This is a genomic window from Halorussus aquaticus (assembly GCF_024218795.1).
Lineage (GTDB): Archaea > Halobacteriota > Halobacteria > Halobacteriales > Haladaptataceae > Halorussus > Halorussus aquaticus.
In genome coordinates, this window is sequence record NZ_CP100400.1 from 2,113,576 (window position 1) to 2,134,727 (window position 21,152).

At 68.1% G+C, this 21,152-nt stretch carries 20 protein-coding genes; 6 read left to right on the top strand and 14 right to left on the bottom strand.

The window, feature by feature from the left end; all coding sequences use genetic code 11:
* Nucleotides 1-30: 30 nt before the first annotated feature.
* Genes cruF through crtID form a run of 3 tightly spaced genes read right to left on the bottom strand, consistent with a single transcriptional unit; the run spans nt 31 to nt 3,248 of the window.
* Nucleotides 31-885, bottom strand: coding sequence for a bisanhydrobacterioruberin hydratase (gene cruF / locus NGM06_RS10920; RefSeq protein WP_256567930.1), 855 nt, complete (start codon nt 883-885; stop codon nt 31-33).
* Entirely contained in the window at nt 878-1,738 is an 861-nt protein-coding gene (locus NGM06_RS10925) for a prenyltransferase (RefSeq protein WP_254266988.1), read from the bottom strand. The genes cruF and NGM06_RS10925 overlap by 8 nt, the downstream gene beginning before the upstream one ends.
* A gap of 4 nt (nt 1,739-1,742) precedes the next feature.
* The gene (crtID, locus tag NGM06_RS10930; protein WP_254266989.1) at nt 1,743-3,248 is read right to left on the bottom strand and encodes a bifunctional phytoene desaturase/3,4-desaturase; all 1,506 of its coding nucleotides are present in this window, start codon (nt 3,246-3,248) and stop codon (nt 1,743-1,745) included.
* 147 nt (nt 3,249-3,395) lie between these two features.
* Between crtID and NGM06_RS10935 the strand changes: the two genes are divergently transcribed.
* A complete protein-coding gene (locus NGM06_RS10935; RefSeq protein ID WP_254266990.1) occupies nt 3,396-3,704 on the top strand; it encodes a hypothetical protein in 309 nt (102 codons plus the stop codon).
* Nucleotides 3,705-3,771: 67 nt separating this feature from the next.
* Here the strand turns inward: NGM06_RS10935 and NGM06_RS10940 are convergent, their stop codons facing one another.
* From NGM06_RS10940 to btuC, 3 genes are all read right to left on the bottom strand, one after another.
* Nucleotides 3,772-4,767: a hypothetical protein gene (locus NGM06_RS10940; protein WP_254266991.1), complete on the bottom strand. Its 996-nt coding sequence runs from the start codon at nt 4,765-4,767 to the stop codon at nt 3,772-3,774.
* A gap of 49 nt (nt 4,768-4,816) precedes the next feature.
* Nucleotides 4,817-6,094 (bottom strand): ATP-binding cassette domain-containing protein, encoded by a 1,278-nt coding sequence (locus NGM06_RS10945; RefSeq protein ID WP_254266992.1) that lies wholly within the window; start codon nt 6,092-6,094, stop codon nt 4,817-4,819.
* Between the two features lie 268 nt (nt 6,095-6,362).
* Entirely contained in the window at nt 6,363-7,463 is a 1,101-nt protein-coding gene (gene btuC / locus NGM06_RS10950) for a vitamin B12 ABC transporter permease BtuC (RefSeq protein WP_254266993.1), read from the bottom strand.
* A gap of 61 nt (nt 7,464-7,524) precedes the next feature.
* On the opposite strand from btuC, the gene NGM06_RS10955 reads away from it, so the two are divergent.
* The 3 genes from NGM06_RS10955 to NGM06_RS10965 all read left to right on the top strand — a co-directional run bounded on the left by NGM06_RS10955 (nt 7,525) and on the right by NGM06_RS10965 (nt 9,255).
* The gene (locus tag NGM06_RS10955; RefSeq protein WP_254266994.1) at nt 7,525-8,685 is read left to right on the top strand and encodes a PGF-CTERM-anchored ABC transporter substrate-binding protein; all 1,161 of its coding nucleotides are present in this window, start codon (nt 7,525-7,527) and stop codon (nt 8,683-8,685) included.
* Between the two features lie 61 nt (nt 8,686-8,746).
* Nucleotides 8,747-9,028 (top strand): signal recognition particle subunit SRP19, encoded by a 282-nt coding sequence (srp19, locus tag NGM06_RS10960; protein WP_254266995.1) that lies wholly within the window; start codon nt 8,747-8,749, stop codon nt 9,026-9,028.
* Nucleotides 9,028-9,255 (top strand): H/ACA ribonucleoprotein complex subunit GAR1, encoded by a 228-nt coding sequence (locus NGM06_RS10965; protein WP_254266996.1) that lies wholly within the window; start codon nt 9,028-9,030, stop codon nt 9,253-9,255. The genes srp19 and NGM06_RS10965 overlap by 1 nt, the downstream gene beginning before the upstream one ends.
* Nucleotides 9,256-9,283: 28 nt before the next feature.
* Here NGM06_RS10965 and NGM06_RS10970 read toward each other — a convergent pair whose 3' ends face one another.
* Together NGM06_RS10970 and NGM06_RS10975 are read right to left on the bottom strand one after the other, a co-directional pair.
* Nucleotides 9,284-9,604, bottom strand: a complete 321-nt coding sequence (locus NGM06_RS10970; RefSeq protein WP_254266997.1) for a hypothetical protein — start codon at nt 9,602-9,604, stop codon at nt 9,284-9,286.
* A 49-nt stretch (nt 9,605-9,653) separates the two neighbouring features.
* Entirely contained in the window at nt 9,654-12,467 is a 2,814-nt protein-coding gene (locus tag NGM06_RS10975) for a DUF7282 domain-containing protein (RefSeq protein ID WP_254266998.1), read from the bottom strand.
* A 176-nt stretch (nt 12,468-12,643) separates the two neighbouring features.
* Here NGM06_RS10975 and NGM06_RS10980 point away from each other — a divergent pair, with 176 nt between their 5' ends.
* Nucleotides 12,644-13,663, top strand: a complete 1,020-nt coding sequence (locus tag NGM06_RS10980; protein WP_254266999.1) for a presenilin family intramembrane aspartyl protease PSH — start codon at nt 12,644-12,646, stop codon at nt 13,661-13,663.
* A gap of 40 nt (nt 13,664-13,703) precedes the next feature.
* On the opposite strand, the gene NGM06_RS10985 is transcribed toward NGM06_RS10980, so the two are convergent.
* The 6 genes from NGM06_RS10985 to NGM06_RS11010 all read right to left on the bottom strand — a co-directional run bounded on the left by NGM06_RS10985 (nt 13,704) and on the right by NGM06_RS11010 (nt 19,637).
* Entirely contained in the window at nt 13,704-13,979 is a 276-nt protein-coding gene (locus NGM06_RS10985) for a hypothetical protein (RefSeq protein WP_254267000.1), read from the bottom strand.
* Nucleotides 13,980-14,355: 376 nt separating this feature from the next.
* On the bottom strand, nt 14,356-15,354 hold the full coding sequence (locus NGM06_RS10990; protein ID WP_254267001.1) for an ornithine cyclodeaminase family protein: 999 nt from the start codon (nt 15,352-15,354) through the stop codon (nt 14,356-14,358).
* 239 nt (nt 15,355-15,593) lie between these two features.
* Nucleotides 15,594-15,827, bottom strand: a complete 234-nt coding sequence (locus NGM06_RS10995) for a DUF8015 family protein (RefSeq protein WP_254267002.1) — start codon at nt 15,825-15,827, stop codon at nt 15,594-15,596.
* 504 nt (nt 15,828-16,331) lie between these two features.
* Nucleotides 16,332-17,621, bottom strand: a complete 1,290-nt coding sequence (locus tag NGM06_RS11000) for an OFA family MFS transporter (protein WP_254267003.1) — start codon at nt 17,619-17,621, stop codon at nt 16,332-16,334.
* 96 nt (nt 17,622-17,717) lie between these two features.
* Entirely contained in the window at nt 17,718-18,374 is a 657-nt protein-coding gene (locus NGM06_RS11005) for an RAD55 family ATPase (protein WP_254267004.1), read from the bottom strand.
* 147 nt (nt 18,375-18,521) lie between these two features.
* Complete coding sequence (locus NGM06_RS11010; RefSeq protein WP_254267005.1) at nt 18,522-19,637, bottom strand: BTB/POZ domain-containing protein; 1,116 nt, start codon at nt 19,635-19,637, stop codon at nt 18,522-18,524.
* Nucleotides 19,638-19,803: 166 nt separating this feature from the next.
* On the opposite strand from NGM06_RS11010, the gene NGM06_RS11015 reads away from it, so the two are divergent.
* Entirely contained in the window at nt 19,804-21,096 is a 1,293-nt protein-coding gene (locus NGM06_RS11015) for a geranylgeranylglyceryl/heptaprenylglyceryl phosphate synthase (protein ID WP_254267006.1), read from the top strand.
* The last annotated feature ends 56 nt before the right edge of the window (nt 21,097-21,152 follow it).

Here is a 21,152-nt window from a genome sequence, read left to right on the forward strand (position 1 = left end):
CGTCAGTTTTCGACCGAAGCTTCGGGACAGTCAGCCCTGCTCGGGGCGCTCGCGGCCGACCCCCACGAAGTCGAAGCGGTCGGCGCGGACCAGTCCCGCAGACAGGCCGACCGCCAGCGCCACCGCGACCCAGTTGCCGAAGTAGACGTTCATCGCGCCCCAGAGGACGACGAAGCTCACGAAGTCGTCGAGCGCGAACTCGCAGTCTCGAAGCCGCGCCGCCAGCGCGTCCCGGTCGAACCCCCACTCGACCAGCGCGATCGCCACCAGACCGCTCAGCACCCACCCCGCGAAGTTCGAGAGCGGAACCCCGTAGTAGACTCCGCCGCCGTCGTAGCGCCAGAAGCCGAGACCGACCGCCGCCGGGTCCAGTACGAGGTCCACGACCAGCACGACGCCGAGCGCCGCGAGCGTCCGCCGGAGCCATCCGGCCCGCGGCAGCAGCAGGACGACGAGCAGGTAGCTGTTGACCACCAGCGGCAGGAAGAACACCGGGAGTCCGATAGGGACCCCGCCGACCATCGGTCCGAGTTCCAACTGGTAGCTGAACTCGCCGTAGGGCACGCCGTAGTGAACGCCGACGTACTCGACGGCGTAGCTGTAGGCCGCGACCGCCAGCAGGCCGAGGCCCGCCCGCCGGTCCACCAGCGGCGCGAGACCGGCCACCAGCGGGAGTCGCATCACGAGCGTTCCGAACAGCACCAGCGTCGGGTTCATCGCCAGCCACGCCGGGAGCCACGCCTCGCGACTGGCGACGAACAGCGCGGCCCCGACGAGCGGAAACACCACCGCGATGGTGAACCGGTTCTCCCGGACGAGCGCCGAGAGGGCCGCTTCGACTCGCCGCCGGTCCCACGACGACCCGTCGGTCGGCGAACTAGCCACGCACGACCCCCCAGAGACCGCCGAGCGTCAGCGCCATCCCGACCAGCGTGTTGACCGCGGGGAACCACCAGTAGGCCCGCGAGACGCTCACGTCGGTCTCCGCGACTCCCGCCGCGAACAGGGGGTAGACCAGCAGGAGCGCCCCGGCCCGAACGTCGAGCAGACCGAAGGCCGCGGCCGCCGCCAGCCAGCAGACCGCGCAGTACGCCAGCGTCGCGCGCTCGCCGAGGACCGTCGCCGTCGTCCGAATCCCGGCCCGGCGGTCGGGGTCGATGTCGGGCACCGCCGAGAAGGTGTGCATCGCCATCGCCCAGAGCCACCCGCCCGCAAGCGCGGGCGCGGGCGGTTGCTCGCCCGCCAGCGCGACGTACGCCGCCGCGCCCGGCAGGACGTAGAGACCGTTCGAGACCGAGTCCAGCGGCGGGACGGTCTTGAGTCGGAACGGCGGGGCGCTGTAGGCGTACCCGAGGACGAGGAACCCGACGACCCAGACCGTCGCGCCGAGTGGCAGAACCGCGACGAACGCCAGCCCCGCGAGACCGCAGGCCGCGACGACTGCGGCGACGCCGACCCCGCCCCGGAACCGGGCCTCCCGCGCCTCCTCGCCCGTCTTCTTCGGGTTCTCCGCGTCCGCGTCGGCGTCGAACGCGTCGTTGACGCCGTAGAGGTAGACGTTCGCGGGCACGAGGAAGTACGCGAACAGCGCGACGGCGCTCGGTGCGAACAGGTCCGGGACCGACGACGCGCCGTAGGTGACCCCGACGAGGACCGGTCCCGCGAGGTAGAGCCAGAATCGCGGCCGCGAGAGCGTCAGGAGGTAGCCCAGCGCCCCGGTCGGTCGAGAGTCGAGCATGGGGCTACTCGCCGTAGTCCTCCAGCAGGGCGTCGGCGGTGTGCTGGCCGCTGATGAGACACATCGGGACGCCGATGCCGGGCGTGGTGAACGACCCCGTGAAGTAGAGGCCGGGGACCTCCGAGGACCGGTGGCCGGGCCGGAGCGGGCCGGTCTGGCGGAGGGTGTGGGCGAGTCCGAGCGCGGTGCCCCGAGTGGAGTTGTAGCGGTCGGCGAAGTCCGAGACGGAGAACCGCTCCTCCACGACGATGCGGTCCCGGAGGTCCACGCCGGTGTTCTCGGCGATGTCGTCCAGCACGAACTCGCGGTAGCGCTGGCGGGTCTCGGGGTCGTCGTCGAGTCCGGGCGCGATGGGGACCAGCGCGAACAGGTTGCTGTGGCCCTCGGGCGCGACGGCGTCGTCGGTCTGACTCGGCACGCAGAGGTAGTACGCCGGGTCCTCGGGCCACGCGGGGTCCTCGAAGATGCCGTCGAAGTGGTCGTTCCACTCGGTCGGCAGGACCAGCGAGTGGTGGGCCAGCGGGTCCACGTCGCCCTCGACGCCGAGGTAGAGCAGGAACGCCGAGGGGGCGTAGGTTCGCGACTCCCAGTAGTCGACGTCGTACTGGCGGCTCTGGGGCGGGAGCAGTTCCTGCTCGGTGTGGGCGTAGTCGGCGTCGCTGACTACGAAGTCGCTACGCAGGTATCCGTCTTCGACCTCCACGCGGAAGTTGCCCGCCGACCCGAGGATGGACTGGACCTCGCTGTCGGTCCGGTACTCGACGCCCATCTCCGCGCCCATCTCGGCGATGCCGTCCACGACGACGCCCATTCCGCCGGGAGAGTCTTCCTCGTCGTCGCGCACCGGGTAGTGGACGCCGAGGTTGAAATCGACGTGGCTCATCAGGTTGTAGAGCGCGGGCGTGTTCTTGGGCGACCCGCCGAGGAAGACGAGCGTGTACTGCATCACTTGCCGGAGTTTCGGGTGGTCGAAGTACTCCGCGACGTGGTCCTGCATCGACCCGAGGAACGTCAGTCCGCGGGCGTGCCTGAACACGTCCCAGTCCACGTAGTCGCGGAAGCGGGGACGGTCGGTGTAGACGAAGTGTTCCATCCCGATGTCGTAGGTCTCCTCGGCCTCGTCGAGGTAGGCGTCGAGGGCCGCGCCAGCGCCGTCTTCGTACTCCTCGAAGGTTGCCTTGGTCGCCTCGCGGTCGGCGGTGACTGTCATCTCGTCGCCGTCCTTGAAGAACAGTTTGTAGTGAGGGTCCAACCGCTCCAGTCCGTAGTAGTCGCTCGGCCGCCGGTCGAAGTGACCGAAGAAGCGCTCGAACACGTCGGGCATCAGATACCACGACGGACCCATATCGAATCTGAAACCGTCGCGTTCGAGGACGCTCGCCCGACCGCCCACCTGTTCGTTCTTCTCCACGACTGTCACGTCCGCGCCCGCGTCGGCGAGATAGCAGGCGGTCGAGAGACCGCCGAAGCCGCTCCCGACGACGACGACCGAACGGTCGGCGAGTTTCATACCGCCCTCTCGGGGCGCGAGTCACATAATTGCCGCGCCGAACCCGCGTCACGCGGTGGCCCGAGACGACTCCGACACGGCGTCTCGGAATCCAGACCTATCACCGATGCACTTATGTAGAAACCGTTACGCTGTTGGAAACAGGAGATGTATCCCGCGAAGTTCGCCCTCCTGCTGGGTGTCGGTCTGCTCGCGTTCCTGTTCGTAGTTTCGCTCTACGTGGTCTGGACTCGCATCGTCGGACTCGACCCGACGCTCGCCCAGCGGTGTGCGAACCTCCCGCGACCGGTCCGGTTCCTCGCCGCGCTGGTCTCGGGCGCGCTGCTCGGCACCGCGAGCATGGCCGCGCCCAACGTCGAGGTCGGCATCACCGGGTTGGTGCTGCTCGCGGCCAGCACGTTCGCGGCGCTGATGCTGTTCGAGTTGGCCCAGCAGTACGAACTCGTGGCGAGTTAGCGTTTTTCGAGGTGACCGGGTAGCGGGTCGCGGCGGGCGTCGTCGCCCCCGACTTCCGCCGACGCGGTCACTGTTCGGTCCCGACGAACCGCAACCAGTATTCGTGGTACTCGTCGCCGTACCGGAGTATCTCGTGGCGAGTCGAGTCCGCGAGCGCGTCCTTCTCGACGTTTCCGTCGAGGTACGCGCGCTTGCCGAGTCGCTTCAGCAGCGACCGGTACGCCGCGGAGTAGGGGTGGGACTCGCTGTACCCGCCGTTGCCCTGCGCCGCCCGGAGAATCGAGCGTTCCTCCTCGGAGAGGTCGCGGCGGTCGAACCGGCCCTCGACGAACTGTGCGCGAAGCACCGCCTCCATCTCGGCGGGCGACTCGGCGACCGGTTCGACCTCGGCGCGATACACCGGTTCGTGGAACGTCTCGCGCGACACCTCGACCGCGTAGATTCTGCCGCGGTACTCGACGTGGCTGGGTCCAGACTCGCCGAGGAGGCGACTGTCCGCCGCCGGTTTCTCGCCGCGGTAGACGTAGCCGCCGCGCTGGACCAGACTTCGCGGAGCGCCGCCCGGGTTGCCGCGAGCGCGGGCCGCCATCTGGGCGACTTTGACGGCCCGCCGGTCGGTCCCGGGTAGGTCGTCGTGTGCGACGTGGTCGGGCACCGAATCCAGTTCCTCGGGCCGCCCGACCGAGGCGAGTCGCAGGACGGGACGGGTCGCCGTCGCCTCGCCGACGACGACGGAACCGAGTCGGTAGTAGGTCCCGTCGCGCTCGGCGTACTTGGGTTCGTCTCGCGCGAAGAAGGGTTCGCGGTACTGGCTGGTGTACGACTCGCCGTCGAGTGCAGCCGCGAAGGCCTCCTCGTCCCAGTCGGGGCGGTTCCCCTCGAGGTCGGCGACGTACTTCTCGCGGAGCGTCGCCGACTCGTCGTGGAGGAGGAGTCTGAGTCGTCGCTCGTCGCTCCGGTCCCGAGACGAACCGCGAATCGCGTCGAGGCAACCGCTCGACCCGGCGACGCCGACGGCCACACCGGCCGCCAGCAGTTCCCGTCGGGAGACAGTGGAGGGCATCGTCGCGGAGTTACGCCACTTCTGACAAGTCAGTTGTGACTTCGAACGCTCACTCGGTCGCCGGACCCGCGCGCTCGCTCGGCGGGTCCACCGCCTCCTCCACTGCCGGGAGGAGTTCGTCCGGGCCGACGACGCGCCCGCGCTCGCAGAGTTCCCGGTAGAGCGCGGCGGCGTCGCTCCCGGCGTAGTTGCGCTCCGCGAAGGACCGTTCCTCGACCACGACCACGGAGTCGGTCTCGCGGGCGGCCCGGAGGTTGGCGAGGTTGCCCACGCCGACCTCCACGTCAGCCAGTACAGTCACGTCGGCCTCCCGAACTCGGGACTCGACGGCGCGGCGGGCGTCGTCGCCGACCGGCGCGAACGGTTCCTCGGTCACGGCGTCGAGACCGAGTGACCGCGCAGTTTCGAGGTCGGAGTCGCCCTCGTTGAGCGCGCCGACCGACACGTCGTAGCCCGCGGCCGACAGCACGTAGAGCAGGCGCGAGACGGTGCCGCCCCCGCCGACGACGTGGACGCGGCCCTCGCGTTCGACCGGACGCTCGGGTAGGGCCGTGACGTAGGTCGAACCGGTCACGGGATGGCTGGAGACCACCGCCCGCGTGTCGAAGGCGGCTTCGAGGTGGTCTTCCGCGAGGACGGTCTCGGGGTCGCCGCTGGCTCGGATACGGCCGCCCGAGAGCAGGCGGAGTTCGTCGCAGTAGTGGGCCGCGAGGTTGAGGTCGTGGATGGCCGCCACCACGGTCTTGTCGTCCTCGTCCACCAGTTCCCGGACGAGTTCGAGCGTCCGGACCTGATGGTTGATGTCGAGGCTGGCGGTGGGTTCGTCCAGCAGGAGCGCGGGCGTGTCCTGAGCCAGCGCCCGCGCCAGCAGGACGCGCTGTCGCTCGCCGCCCGACACCGCGGTGATGGAGCGGTCCGCGAACGCCGTGACCTCGGTGCGTTCCATCGCGGCGACCACGCGCTCGCGGTCGGACGGACCGTCCGCCGAGTCAGCGCCGCCGCCCGAGAACCGCGACCGGTAGGGGTGGCGGCCCATCGCCACGACCTCCTCGACGGGGAAGTCGAACGAGAGCGTCGTGTCCTGCGGGACGACCGCGACCCGGCGACTCGTCTCCTTCGACGAGAGCGAGGCGACGGGGTCGCCGCCGACCCGGACTTCGCCGCGGTCGAGTTCGACGACCCCGTTGATGGTCCGGAGCAGGGTCGTCTTGCCCGCGCCGTTGGGTCCGACCAGACCGACGAACTGGCCGTCCTCGACGGCGGTCGTCACTCCGTCGAGGATGCTGTTCTCGCCGAGTTCGACCGCGACGCCGTCTATCTCTATCATGATTAGTTCTCCGCAGAAACGTTCCTCTCGGTGTTCATTCCGGCACTGAAGCAGGGTCTACAGGCTCCGTCGAGACCGTTTAGAAAGCCCCCGACCGGTCGCGGTCGCTGGCCGACATATCTGCGCAAACCGCACGCAGATAGGGGTTGGCCAGACGACCACGTAAACGCGACCGGTCGGCCCCTTTCAGTCCACCCGGAACGTGGTACGACGAGCCGAGCGCAACCCTGTCGGGAGTGGTAGTTTCGCCGCCGGTAGAAACGTCGGTTCACAGTGCGTGCACCTCCCGCTTGCGGAGCAGGTAGAGGAAGAACGGCGCGCCGAGGAACGCGGTCACGATGCCGACCGGGAGTTCCGCCGTGCCCGACCGCGCCACGGTGTCGGTGGCGACGAGGAACGTCGCGCCAGCGAGCGCCGACGTGGGGAGCAGGATTCGGTGGTCCGGGCCGACCAGCAGTCGCATGACGTGGGGCACCACCAGTCCGACGAACCCGATGACGCCCGTGACCGCCACCGCCGCGCCCGTCATCACGCTGGCGACCGCCAGCAGGAGGCGCTTGGTCCGCTCGACCTCCACGCCGAGCGCGTGGGCGTCCTCCTCGCCGAGCAGGAGGACGTTCAGGTCCCGGGCGTAGGCCAGCAGGACCGCGAACCCGATGACCGCGACCGGGAGGACGAGTCGCACGTCCCCCCACGACGCGAGGTGGAGGTGGCCCATCAGCCAGAACACCGCCCGCTCCATGCTCTCGCCGGTCTGGAGGAGCAGGAACGAGACCACCGCGCCGAGGAACGTCTGGACCGCCACGCCCGCTAGCAGGAGAGTGGCGACCGGCGTCCGGCCGTCCTCGGTGGCGAGCGCGTAGACCCCGAACGCGGCCGCGATAGCGCCGACGAAGGCGGCGGTCGGGAGCGAGACGGGGACCGCCAACGGGAGCGCGATGGTCGCCACCGCGCCCACCGCGGCGCCCGACGAGACTCCGATTATCGAGGGGTCGGCCATCGGGTTCCGGAAGAACCCCTGCATCACCACGCCCGCCGTCGAGAGCGCCAGTCCGACGACCGCCCCGAGCGCGATTCGGGGCAGGCGGAGCGTCATCACGATGGTCCGGGCGGTGTCGGGGACGGCGAAGTCGAATATCGACGCGAACTCGACCGTCGGCGCGGGCGTCGTGACGGCGAGTCCCGCGATTCGGAGCGTCCGGTCGGCGACGCCGACCCCCGCGGGCACCGCGAGCGCGTTCAGCAACACCTTCGCCACCACGAGGTAGTCGATGGGCACCGGGCCGATTGCCGCGCTCGCCACGACGACGACCGCCAGCGCGGCGGCTAATCCCGACGACCAGCCGACGACTCGTGCACCCTGCCGCATCACCTGAAAGCCAGTTTGCTTTAGGTAAATACTTATTGGACACGGTCGGAGTGGGGAACGCATGAGACAGAAGGCCACGAGCGTATTTGCGGTACTGTTGTTGCTCGCGGCGGGCGTCGCCCCGGTGGGTGCGACGGCCGTAACCGGGACCGACGCCGACGTCGGGACCGAGGTCCGAGCGAGCGCGGCGCAGGCGGACTGTTCGTTCCCCGTCAACGCGACGGACGCGACGGGAACCGAAGTGACTGTCGAGCAGAAGCCCGAGCGAGTCGTCACGCTCTCGCCGAGCGCGGCCCAGACGATGTGGGAGATCGGCGGTAAGGAGCAGGTCGTGGGCGTCTCGCAGTACGCCTCGTATCTCGAGGGAGCGGACTCGCGCACCAACGTCTCGGGCGCTGGACAGACGCAGGTCAACGTCGAGAAGGTCGTCTCGACGGAACCCGACCTCGTCCTCGCACCGAACGTCATCTCGAACGAGACGGTCCAGCGACTCCGCGAGACCGGACTGACCGTCTTCCGGTTCGGATTCGCCACCTCGGTCGAGGACATCTACGCCAAGACCCGACTGACGGGGCAACTCACCGGGAACTGCGAAGCGGCTAACGAGACGGTCGCGTCGATGAAAGACCGAATCGAGACCGTCCGGCAGGCGGTCGAGAACTCCGAGCGACCGCGCGTGTTCGTCTCGGTGGGCGGCGGGTACACCGCCGGTGCGGGCACCTTCATCGGCAACATGGTCGAACTCGCCGGGGGAACGAACATCGCCGCCGAGGCGAACATCTCGGGCTACGGCCAGATAAGCGAGGAGGTCATCGTCAAGCAGAACCCCGAGTGGATCGTTCAGATCGGCCAGTACGGCGTCTACCCGAAGACCGACGCCTACAACGGCACCGCGGCGGTGAAGAACGATCAGGTCATCACGGTCACTAACGAGAACGTCAGCCAGCCAGCACCGCGCGTCGTCAACGCCGTGGTGCAGATGGCGAAGGCGTTCCACCCCGAGGCGTACGCGGAGGCCAACGCCACGACGACGACCGAGGCGACCGAAACGACGCAGATGACGACTGACGCGCCCGAGACGACCACCGACGAGGGTGCGATGCAGGCGGAGACGACGACGGCGACCGCGACGGACGGGTCGTCGGGGAGCATCCCCGGATTCGGCGTCCCCGCGACGCTCGCGGCGCTCGCCGGTGCGGCCCTGCTCGCGCGTCGTCCCTGAACACGCTGTTCCGTTCGCTGTTTTCCTAAGGTGTTTAACGGCCGGGGAGAGACGTTGACGTATGGTCGAGAAAGTGCTGTGGCCTGCGTACTTCGACGCGGCGAAGAGTCGCAACGAGGGACGCCGGGTGGCCGCCGAGATGGCCGTCGAGGAGCCGACGGTGGACGAGATCGCTCAGGCAGTCCAGCAGGTAGGCTACGACGCGATAATCGAACGCGACAAGGCCTACTCACGCGAGAACTGGAACGAGCGGGGTCGCGTGCTGGTCCAGAACGCCGACGACTCGACGAAGAACGATCTGATTCAGGCGGTCGCGGCGTACGTCGCGGCGCTCCGAGACTGATGGAGGCGCTCGGCGAAGTCGTCCGGACGGCGCAGGGACTCGCGGTCGTCCGGTGTCCCGACGACGAACCCCCGAACGTCGGCACGCAGGCCATCGACGAGCAGTTGAACGAGGTCGGTCGCGTGGTGGACGTCTTCGGTCCGGTCTCGCGGCCCTACGCCGCGGTCTCGCCCGACGACGGAGTCGCGCTCGCGCCGCTCCTCGGGAAGAAACTCTACGCGCGATAAACCGCGAACCCGCGCTCGATTCGGTTCCCTATTGCTCGCATCGACGCCAGTTCTCGGCGTCGCGGAGGCGCGACCGCTTCGCGTCCACGTCGTCCTTCGTCGCTCCGAAGAAGCGTTCGCGTCCGACCGGCGTCCGAACGCCGAGGACGACGGTGTGGTCGGTCGCGTCGTAGACGGCGAGCGTCCGCCCCGACGTGACGTGTTCCCACTCGGACAGCAGCGTCGCGTCCGAGACGACCTGCGACCCCAACTCCCAACTGAGTCGCGTCACGGTCGTCAGGTCGAACGGAACCGCGTCGGGTAGCCGGGGTCCCCGTGCGGTGGTTGCGGTCCTGCCGTGACTTGCCATGACACAACGAGGTCACCGGCGACCTATAGAAGCGTCGAAATAAAGCGGGCTATCCCGCTGTCGCCGCCGTCGCGTTCTCCGTCGGGAACTCGACGACCGCGGGGTCGGTGACTATCTCGCCGTCGGGGTCGAGATACAGCGTATCGACCTGCCCGCCGGACTCGACGAATCCGAACGTGCGGTCGCCGTCGGTGTCGCGGTGGGCCGCGGCGAACACCACCTGCTGGCCGGACAGCGACTCGTTGACCGGCACGGGCACGTCCTCGTACTCGCCGGGAGCGAGGTACTCCGAGACGCCGACGAGGTTCCCGCTCCGGTCGTAGACCGCGACGAACCCGCCCTCGGGCAGGTCTGCGGTCGCAACGGTGACCTGCCCGTCGGCCGTCTGGTTGGTGAGGTTGACGGCCGCCGAGTCGCCGATTACTGTGGTCGTCGTGGTCGTGGTAGTCGTCGGCTGTTCGGTTGTCGTGGTCGTCTGTGCCGTCGTGGTTGTCGTGGTCGGCTGAGTCGTGGTAGTAGTTGTTGCGGTCGTCGTGGTTGTCGTGGTTCGTTCTGTAGTCGTGGTCGTCTGGGTGGTGGTTGTCGTCGGTTGCTCGGTGGTTGTGGTGGTCTCAGTCGTCGTTGTCGGTTGTTCGGTCGTAGTGGTCGTGGGCTGTTCGGTCGTAGTGGTCGTGGGCTGTTCGGTCGTAGTGGTCGTGGGCTGTTCGGTCGTCGTAGTCGTCTGTGGCGTCGTCGTAGGCTGTTCAGTCGTCGTGGTCGTATCCGCCTGAATCTCGGGTTGAGCGGTCGTGGTGGTGGTCCGAGTCGTGGTCGTCGGTCGCTCGGTCGTCGTCGTGGTCGTCGGAGTCCCGGTAGTAGTCGTTTCGGTCGTCGTGGTGGTCGGCGTCGCAGTGGTCGTCTGGGTCGTCGTGTCCGGTTGCTGGGTGGTCGTCGTGGTCGTCGTCGGTTGCTCAGTGGTGGTCGTGGTCCCTGTAGCGGTCGTCGTGGTCGTATCGGGAACCGTCGTGACGACCGGAGTCGTCGTCGGTCCGGGCGCGGTCGTCGTCTCCGTCGTCGTGGTCTCCGGTTCCGGAGCGGTCTCGACGACCTCCGTCGCGACCGCTGCGGCCGTCTCGCGGAGTTGCGCGGGGTCGGCCTCCGGTGACTCCGCGACGACCTGCGTCGCCTCTTCGGCACCCTCGGCTGCGGCCGTCGCGATGGTCTGCGGGGCGGTCACGTCGGCTTCCACCGCGGCCGCGGCCGCGCCGACCGCTGCGCCCTGCGCGACGGCGAGCGTCTGGGCCGGGTCGAGCGCCTCTATCTCGCCGAGTTGCTCGACGGTCCCGGCCGAGGCACCGTTCGCGGCCGCCTGAATCTGGACGACGCTCGCGGTTTGGCTCTGGGAGACGGCCCCCGTGGCGGCTCCCTGCGCGGCGACCTGTATCTGGGTCACGTCCACCTGCTGGCGCTGGCTGGCGACGACCGCACCGTCGGCCGCCCCCTGCGCGGCGGCCTGAATCTGGGTGACGCTGGCGTCCTGCGACTGGACGAGTGACCCGTACGCCGCGCCCCGACACGCGGCCTGCACCTGCTGGACGTTCACGCTCTGGACCTGCGTCACGCCGCCCTTGGCCGCGCCGAGCGCGGCGGCCTGCACCTGTCGGACCGAGACCGACTGGCGCTGGACGGTGGCCGCGAGCGACCCGGCGGCCGCGCCCTGCGCGGCGACCTGAATCTGGACGACGTTGACTATCTGGACCTGTATCACGGTCACTTGGAGGAGCGCGCCGCGGGCCGCACCGAGCGCGGCGGCCTGCACCTGCTGGACGGACACCTGCTGAATCTGGGTGAGTATCGCGCCCTGCGCGGCACCCTCGGCCGCCAACTGAATCTGCTCGACGGTGACGCGCTGGGTCTGGCTGACCGCCCCGGTCGCCGCGCCCCTGCACCCGGCCTCGACCTTCTCAGCGGGCGCTTCCTTCGGTTCTTTCACGCCGCCCTTGGCCGCGCCGAGCGCCGCGACCTGTATCTGTTTCACGTCGGCGCGCTGGACTTGCACCAGCGCCCCGGACGCGGAGCCTCGGGCCGCCGCCTGAAGTTGCGACACCTCGACGCGCTGGCGCTGGGCGAGCGACCCGTACGCCGCGCCCTGTGCGGCCTCCTGAACTTTGCCGACCGCGTCGACGTCTCGGCGAACCGCCGAGCGCGACGCGCCTTCGGCCGCCGCCTGCGAGGCGAACTGAATCTGGGAGACGCTGGCCTGCTGGCGCTGGGCCACCGCGCCGTGGGCCGCGCCGTAGGACGCGCCCTGAATCTGGGCGACGTTCGCCTCCTGCGTCTGTACCAGCGCACCGCCGGTCCCTCCCCGGACCGCGGCCCGGATGGGGGCGACGGTGGGGCCGCGCTCGGCCGCCTGCGACTGGAAGTGCAAGAGCGCGCCGTGGGCCGCACCGCGCGCGGCGACCAGCAGTTGCGCGACGTTCACGTCGGCCTCGCGCTGGGACGCCGCGACCGCCCCGCGAACCGCCGCCTCCCGTCGCTCGGGCGTCACGGTCGCGCCCTGTATCTCGGCGAGTTGCGCGCCCTGACGCGCCCCGAGCGCGGCCGCTTCTCGCGGCGTGAGGTTCCCCACGTCCTGACGCGAGAGCGGACCCTCGACCACGTCGAACTCGGGACGGTCTGTTACTGTCTGGGGGAGCGTCTGCGGTGCGTCGAGTGGTTCGGACCCGCTGGTTCGTGAGGCGTCAGTCCGCGAGTCGTCGGTCGCCGCTTCGTCGCCGAGACGGTCGGCGTCGGCCGGGCCGCCCACGGCGGGCGGGGCGAACCCGGCGGCGAGCAGCGAGACGACGACGATCAGTACCGTGAAGCGTCGGAGCGATGGCATAGGCTGTCCACAGTCGGTTCGGGTTTGAATCCCGGGAACGGTTACGCTCCGTTCGCACGCCCCGAGCGGCGGCAACGAGCCGTGTCGGGGCGACAACGAGCAGTACCGACCGGTATCGGTCCGTTACCCCGCGCGAATCCGCAACCACAAAGGCGCGCGGGTTCGACCGTCCCGGCATGGAGAATCGAACGCGCGTGTTCGCGGCCGTCGGGTTGACCGTCACGATGTTCCTTCTGGTCCAACTCGGCGCGCTAGTGCTGGTCGAGCCGTTCCAGCAGGCGGGGTATCAGCAGGTCGAGAACCCCTCCGACCCGACGAACAGTCTGGTCTACGTCGGGGCGGTGCTGGTCATGACCGGCATCATGCTCGCCATCATCAAACTCGACGTGCAGTGGCTGCTCCGCGGGGCGCTCATCTTCACGAGCGGTCTGCTCTCGTGGTACGTCTTCTCGGTCGTGGTTCCGGCGTGGCTCGTCGTCTCGGTCGGCGGCGCGCCGGTCAACGTGGTCGCGCTGGCGGCCGCGGGCGCGGTCGCGCTGGCGCTGGCGGTCCACCCCGAGTGGTACGTCATCGACGCCGCGGGCGTCCTGATGGGCGCGGGCGCGGCCGGACTGTTCGGCATCAGTTTCGGCCTGCTCCCAGCCATCCTCCTGCTGACCGTGCTGGCGGTCTACGACGCCATCAGCGTCTACGGCACCGAACACATGCTGACGCTGGCCTCGGGCGTGATGGACCTCAAGATTCCGGTCATCCTCGTGATTCCGCTCTCGGCGTCCTACTCGTTCCTCGACGACGACGGCGGGGCCGGGGCGGGGGAGACCGGTGGAGAGAGCGAAGCCAGCGCCGCGGACGGCGGGCGAACGGAGGAGGAGACTGCGGCCGAGGCCGACCGCCCGGAGATGGACGAGCGCGACGTCTTCTTCATCGGGCTGGGCGACGCCGTGATGCCCTCGGTGATGGTCGCCAGCGCGGCGTTCTTCGCGCCGCCGGAACCGCTGGTCTCGGGCATCGCGCTGAACCTGCCCGCGCTGACATCGATGGTCGGCACGATTGCGGGTCTGCTCGTCCTCCTCTGGATGGTCCTGAAGGGGCGGGCGCACGCCGGGCTTCCCCTACTGAACGGCGGCGCTATCGGCGGCTATCTGGTCGGCGCGCTGGCCAGCGGGATGACTTTGATGCAGGCGCTGGGACTGTAGACCGGACTGCGCGTTTCGATGCAGTTCACTCTTTCTGACCTCAGAACCGCTCGCTCACCGGCGGAATCACGCCCAGTGTCACTGCGCCGAGGTAGAGGACGAGGGCGGTGACGAGACCTCCGAACACCGTCACGGCCGGCCCTCCCGTCCGCGTCATCGTTCCGACACCGGCCAAGACGATTACGAGCGCGACGCCGACCAGCAACAGCGTCCCGATAACACCGAGGATGGCATCCTCGACGGCCTCGCGAACGACGCCGTAGAGCGCCGCCTCGTCGAACTCGGCGGGCGTACCGTCGTCCGATGTCGAATCCATACAGCGGGTTCGAATCTCCGGGCCGGAAAAGATGTCGCTATCCGAAGGTGTCTGGCGGGCCTCGAAACCCTCGGTGAGGTATGCCATCACAAATGATTTGCGAGCCTCTCGCAGACTCGTATGCGAAACAACATACTCAAGAGTGAGTGAACATTTTATACGTGTATGCAATGGCAGCACCCCCGAAACATGTCCGACGCAGAGCGCAAGAAGAACGAGACCAAGGCCGGAACCGACTCGTCGTTCATCGCGGCGATGATGATCGCGGCCTGAGACAGTAGCCTCGCCCCCACGACCACCAGTTTCTATTACTTCCCGACGATTTCGCGGGCGACGTATCGAGAGGTCCGCGGACGACCTTCTACGGACTCTCCGACTACTTCCCCGTGAGCGCCTCGCTCGCGGGCGCGAACGATATTTCGGACCCGAGACCCTCCGATTTCGCTCGCTCGTAGAGCATGTGGGCCGCGGCGACCGTCTCGATGCCCGTCCCGCCGCTGTCGAAGACCGTGATTTCGTCGTCGGACTCCCGGCCCGGCGCGTTCCCGGCGACGATGTCGCCGAGTTCGGCGTGGACGTGGTCTTCCGAAATCGCGCCCTCTTCGAGCGCCGCGATGAACGACCCGGCGTCCTGCTGGACGCGCTCGCGGAGGTCCGGGACGTAGGTGGCGCGCTCGACGGTCGTCGTGTCGAGTTCGCGCTTGTTGGGGTGGTACTGGCCCATCGCGGTGACGTGCGTGCCGTCGGCGAGGAGGTCGCCGTCGAAGACGGGGTCGCTCGCGGTGGTGGCCGTGATCACGATGTCGGCCTCCTCGACCGCGGCGGCGCTGGAGGCGACTGCGGCGACCGAGGGGTCGAGTCGCTCGTTCATCTCCGCGGCGAACGACTCGCGGGACTCCTTGGTCGGCGAGTAGACCCAGACGCTTTCGAGGTCCCGGACGGTCGTCACCGCGCGGAGTTGCCCGCGGGCCTGCGAGCCAGCGCCGATGAGCGCGAGGGTCTCGGCGTCGTCGCGGGCCAACACGTCGGTCCCGACCGCGCCCGCCGCACCGGTCTTGAACGGGTTCATGCTCGCGCCGTCCAGCAGGGCGAGCGGTTCGCCCGACTCGGCGTCGAACAGCGGCGACACGAACCACGCGTCCTCTTCGCCGAACCCGGCGGCGTACATGTACCCGCCCATCGCGCCGGTCTCGGGCAGGACGGCCGAGTAGTCGGTGAGCATCCCCGGCGGGTCTTCGTTGGTGAGTTTCGCGCGGGGTCTCGCGGGTGCGCCCTCGCCGCGCTGTCGGTAGCCTTCGCGGACAGCCTCGACGTACTCGGCGGGCGAAGCGAGTCCGGAAACCTCGTCGCTCGTCAGAAACAGTGCGTCCGTCATGGCCGTGACAACACAGTCCAGCCTGAAAACGGTTGAGGTAGCCCTCGTACGTGCCATAAAGTTCGGGGGACGATACCGAGAACCGCGTCGGACGTATCGGTGGGGAACGGCCGACTGCTACCGAACTGACGACGCCGAATCGGTGGGAAACTCGACCGCTCGCTAAAAGCGACTACTGGACGGAGAATCGCGCGTCCGACACGAGAAAAGAGCGGGTGGACAACCCCAACCGGAATCGGTCAGTCGGCCGGTTCGAAGGACGCCGAGGACGACGCGTCCACAGTCTCCGTCGGGGACTGGGTATCGTCGACGGGACTGTTGACGAAGAGCGCGTGTCCGATGAGCGCCACGGGAATACTGGCGGCGAGCGGCACGGCGGCGGTTATCGAGACGCCGAGAACGCTCAGCGCACCGGTTACGCCGATCAACGAAAGCGGAATGAGTCCCAGGATGAGGTCGTAGTACCCAGTCATAATCTATCACAGAATATGCGGTATGGGTATATAATTCTTTCCCGTAGTTGAACGAGGCGTTTCTGATAGGCGAATCCTATCTACTCCGTGGGTTTCTCATAACTTATGGATACGCTACGAGACTGTTTTCCACCGTTGAATGCTGAACGTAGCAGTACGGGAGTTCTCAGAGCACCACGGAAAATTTCTCTCAGTAATCCAATCGCGGCGGAGAACTCGACGGCGAAACCTCAGAACCGAGTCGGAGTGCGATGCACGGTACAGCGTGAAATCTAGGGAGTGATAGCCCCGAAAGCCACCGACCGGTCGCAGTCACGGTGCCCAGACTCGGAATCCGAATCGAAATCCGAATGTTCGAACTCCGGATACTCGTTCAGTGCGGAACGCCTCGTCGGTCGGACACTCGAAGGCTGCGCAGAAAATATAGCGAGACGAGCTAATCTGGCGAGTACCGCAACGCCGCAGGCTGCCGCCAGAGTCTTCCCCCTTCGAACCACCCCGTCGCTACGCAGCCGGGTCCCGAAGTAGCAACGCGGCCAGCCCCGCCAGCACTGCGAGCGCACCGCCGAGTGCGAACGCCGTGGGCCAGTCGGTCTGGGTCACGAGCCATCCGGTCAGGCCGCCGCCGAAGATGCCGCCCCACATCTTGCCGGAGTACAGCAGAGCGTAGTTGGCCGAGGAGTGGCGCTGACCGTAGTAGTCGCCGACGACGCTCGGGAAGAGGGTGTACTGGGGACTCCAGAAGAACGTCGCGAGGACGACCGCGGCGAGGAATCCGAGCGCGGTGTTGGTCACGCCGAACCAGACCACCGCGAACAGGCCCAGCCCGCAGAGCGTGAACGAAATCGCCATCGCCCGCTCGCGGTCCACCCGGTCGGAGAGGTCGCCGACGACGAGGCGGCCGACGCCGCCCGCGATGGGGAGGACCGTCGCTCCGGCGGTCGCGGTCAGGGCGTTCAACCCCACGTTCTGGGCGAACGAGACCACCTTGGCGGTCAGCATCAGTCCCGCCCCGCTGACGAAGACGAACATGACGTACATCAGCCAGAACTGCCACGTCCGGAGCATCTCCCGTGACGTGTACTGCCCTTCGGTGGCGCGGGTCGATTCCGAACCGGCCTCGGTCTCGCCATCGGCGGCCTCGGACTCGTCGTCGGTAGCGACGTCCCCGCCGACCCACCCCGTCGGCGGGTCCCGGAGGACCAGCGCACCGACGAGGATGCCGACGCCGATGAGGATACCCATGTTCCGCAGCACGTCGGAGTAGCCCGTGACGGTCGCGTTCGCCCGGACGTAGGGGACGACGAGCGCGCTCCCCCCGGCGAACGCCATCGTGCCGAGACCCGTGGTGAGACCCCGCCGGTCGGGGAACCACTTCAGCGCGGTGTTGACCGCGACGGTGTAGACGATGCCGACGCCGACCGCACCGACCGAGTAGAGGACGTAGAGGTGCCAGAGTTCGGTCGCGTAGGCCAGTCCGAGGTAGCCGCCGCCCGCCAGCACGCCCGCGAGCAGCGTCAGGCCGCGCGGCCCGTGGCGGTCCCGGTACCACCCGACCGGGAACTGCGACCCGGCCTGAAAGATGACGAACAGGGTGAACACGAACCCGAGCGCGGTCGGGTCGAGTTCGAGCGACCGAGCGATGGGCGACTCGATGGACGACCAGACGTACTGGTACGGACTGATGAGTCCCATCATCACCGCGGCGGCCGCGACCTGCCACCACCGCGAGAACCCCAGCACGTCCCGCGCCCGAGCGGCGTAGTCGGTGTCGGACTGCGACGACGCTGTCATTGGTTGGTCGTTACGGGCCGCTCCAATCAGCGTTGTGCTTTCGGCAGTCTCTCGCGATTCCCAACGCAGTCACTGTCGGTCGGTGACGCCGGACGTTCAGTGCCGCGCGAAGGGTCGCCAGTCGGTGTCTTCGCCGACGCCTCGTACTCGGAGTTCCGACTGGCCGTCGTCGCCCTCCCGGACCTCTATCTGCCCGTCGAACAACTGCTTGAGGGTGCTGGTCGTCTGTTGGTCGTGGGCCGTCGAGTCGATGACGAAGATGCCGAGCGCGTCGGCGCTCTGGACTCGGCCCGTGAAGACGTGGAGAAACCGGAACACTGTCTGGAGGTTCGAGTACATCAACAGCGTCGAGAGCGAGTGCAGCAGGATGCGGTTTCGCTTGACGCCGCCGTCCTTGTAGAACGCCTGCAGGAACTCCGAGAGCTGAATCCCGATGCCCGTCATGTCCTTGGGCGAGGAGGCGTACGTGATTTCGTCGCTCTGAGAGGGACTCATCCCCTGCTGTTTGGAGACGCAGTCCACGATGCCGAGCGGACCGGTCTCGTCGCGGCCGAGTAGCTCACGGAGGCTCTCGCGGACGTCCTCGCCGCCATCCTTCGTCGTGACGACGATAGAACCGTCCCCGTGACGGCTACCGTGCGCGAGAATCTCCAGAGCGAGAGTTCGTTTGCCCGTCATCGGTGGTCCGGTCACCAGGAGATTCGTCCCCGGTTCGACCTCGACCCCCGGACAGACCTCACCCAGTCCATACATGGCAATTTCTCTCGGTGAAGTTGCGACCGGAGCGGAGCCTCGACCGATCTCGGCCCCGGTGTCGTCTGGCAGTAAAATATCCTGTTCCGCTTATATTCTTTTTGATTACTATCGCGGCCTCGGCAGACGCTCGGTCGAGTCGGACCCTCACGCGCTCAGACCCTCGATTCTGTCGAGCGACTGCTGGCGGATGTACTCGATAGCGATGCGGGTCAGGTGGTCGTCGGCGGCGGCGCAGTCGTCGGCGCGGTCGAGGTACGCCTCGACGATACGTCTGATTCGGGCCACTCCCGTCGCCCGGTCCTCGGCGACGTTCAACTCCGCGGTGACCGGCGTGAGCTGCGTCCCCCTGTCCTCGGGGTAGTCGTCGGTGTCGTCGAGTCCGATCTGTGCGCCGAGGACCATCAGCACGATGGCTCGTTTGAACCCCTCGCCCAACTCCACGCCGAGGTCGGCCTCGTACATGTTGAGCATGTCCTCGTAGAGGACGCCGACGCGGGCGTACTGAGTCGCGAAGTACGGGAGGTCGGTGGCCTCCTCGAAGAGGTCCGCGTCGGCGTCGGCGAACTTGTACTCCTCGCGGATGGCATCGACGACCGCCTCGCGCTCCTCGGACCCGGCGGCCGAGTCGTGGAACCGGTCGAGGAGTCGTCGGAACGCCTCGTCCTCGTCCTGATGGCGTTCCGAGAGTTCGACCGCGTGTTCGTAGGACGCTCGGACGGCGTCGGGGGTATCGTCGGCGTCGAACCACGCTTCGACGCCCTCCTGCAAGCTCTGCTGTGCGAGTTCGGCGACGCGCTCGCGCGGCCGGAGGTTCGTCTCGAAGTCCTCGTACTCGTCGTCGTTGATGGCGTCGCGCATGTCGCCGTCGAGCAGCGCCCGGACGACGTTTCGGGTGGTCTCTCGGCCGCGGGCCACGAACTCGCGGTCCACGTCTCGACCGAGGCGCACGAGGGGGACGTCTCCCGCCTCGACGTGGATGCGGCCGAGCGTCAACATCGCGGGCAGGACGAGACGCGTGTCGTAGTCGAACTGGGCCTGCTCGTCGGCCGCCCCGGGTGCCGGGTCGAGTTCGCCCGCCTCGCGTGCGTGCTGGAGGTCGCGCTCGACGCTCAGGAACAGCCGTTCGGTCATGGACTCGATTTCGGACTCGACCTCGTTGCGGAGCAACACCATGACGACCACGCGGGGGTCGTAGGTCTCGGCGAGGTGAGTCGCCAGCGCTCTCGCCGCCGCCGGAACTCGTGACCGAACGCTACCCATGTGGTCGGAGAGTCGCCCGCCGCGGTATATCAGGGTTGTGGAACTGTCGTCGGGGAGTCCTCCGCTTTCGGGTCGTCTCCGATGCTGCGGAGCGATTCCGGTACCTGTCACTCTCCGCGCACGGAAGCGAGTTCTTTATCTGGGTGACGCCGGGTTATGGGCCTGTATGACGAGTTTCGACGGCGTCGCGCGCCGACTCGGCCGCGTCGCCCGCGGGGTTACGTTGGCCGCTCGAACCGTGGTCCCCGTGGACACGAATCCGGTTCCGGCGGACTGGAGTCACGTCACCAAAGTGGACCCGGAGGACGCCAAGAAACTCCCGCTGCTGTACCCCCTCTACCTGCGGCACACGAGCGCGGTGTCGGTCGGCGGGTCGGCCGACGTGACCCCCCGCAACACCGAGGAGACGTTCGAACTGCTCGGTCCCGCTTCGGTGCCGGTCTTCCACGAACCCAGCGGTCCCCGCCACGTCACGCTCCGGACCCGCGAGCAGGCCGACCTGCTCGCCATCCCCGAGGTGCTGAACGGCGACTCGGAGGCGCTGGTCGGTCAGTTAGGCGAGGCCACCGAGTACGTCCGCGAGGAGATGGTGCCCGACCTGCTCGCCGACCGGACCCCGTGGCTCCCCGACTTCGCTGTCGAGGCGCTCGCCGACTTCGCCACCTCGTGGCTGCTCGCCGACGCCATCTTCGAGGCCTACGTCATCCAGAACCCAGACAGCGCCGCGGCCCGCGAGGCGAACGTTACCGAGACCGACCTGCTCACGCCCCGCGAATCCAAACAGCGAGCCATGGCCGCCGAGCGCCACCTCGGGAGCGAACTCGTCTACCTCGAATACTCGGGCACCTACGGCGGCGACGACGCCGCGGAGACGTTGGCAACCATCTCCGAGGGGCTGACGTGGTCGCGGCTCTGGTACGGCGGTGGAATCGACTCCCGCGAACGCGCCACCGCGATGCTCGACGCCGGCGCGGACGCAATCGTCGTCGGCGACGCCTTCCACCGCGTGGCCGACGAGGAGGCCGAACTCTGCGAGCGGGCGGCCGAAGACCTCGGTCCGGCAGCCTCCGCGTCCGCGGTCCGAGAGTGGGTCGGCGAGAACGTCGCCGTCGCCGACTCTCACGCCGCGGCTTACCTCGCCACGATTCCGTCCGTTCTGCACCCCGAACGAGTGGCCGAACGCTACCTGACCGCGACGGTTCGAACGTGGCTCCGCCTGCGCGAACTGGTGGAAGACGGGGCGAGCGTCCGGGCGAGTTCCACGGGGCAGTCGGAGAACGGTCTGGACCTCGGGCGGACGCTCGGCGACGACGCGAGCGACGAACTCGGGTCGGACGACGCCGAACTGGTCCGACGCTGTCTGCTCGCACTCGTCGCCGACCGGAGCGACGCCGACGGTCTCTCGTCTCTCGACGACGTACCGACCGACCACTTCGCACTCTCTGGGTCCTCCCTGTAGTGGCCAGTAGACGCTCGTCGTCACTCTGAACGACGTTACAACCGCTTCAGCAGGCA